At 61.3% G+C, this 377-nt stretch carries 1 protein-coding gene; it reads right to left on the reverse strand.

Annotation, left to right across the window (positions count from 1 at the left end; all coding sequences use genetic code 11):
• The coding region (locus A3764_RS01095; RefSeq protein WP_236627983.1) for a cytochrome c1 at positions 1-377 on the reverse strand (377 nt) is incomplete at both ends.

Raw genomic sequence — 377 nt, forward strand, 5'->3', positions numbered from 1 at the left:
CCGCCGGGGAAGACCGAGTTTCCATAAAGCACTGTGCCTGCCTGTTCCTTCTCTTCACCGGTATAGCTGGTCAGCAGGGCGGTGATATACTCCGGCCCGCCGATACCCTTGAAGAACTGGTTGATGCCAAGGCCATAGGGGCCGTGGAAGGCGGCACGCTTCTTCGCCATCAGCGAAAGGTCAGGCGCATTGGCGAGGTTCGACTGCGGGAAGTGATCCACCGGGGTCGCCGGGCGCGTGTCGTCGAGTTCCGAATCGTAGACATCGAACTGCTTGGCGTATTCGATCACCTGCGCTTCGGGCAGGTTGGGGCCGGTTTCGTCACCCAGCGTACGCATCGCCACATATTCCAACCCGTGGCAGGCGGCGCAGACTTC

Source organism: Sulfitobacter sp. HI0129, assembly GCF_001635395.1.
Lineage (GTDB): Bacteria > Pseudomonadota > Alphaproteobacteria > Rhodobacterales > Rhodobacteraceae > Sulfitobacter.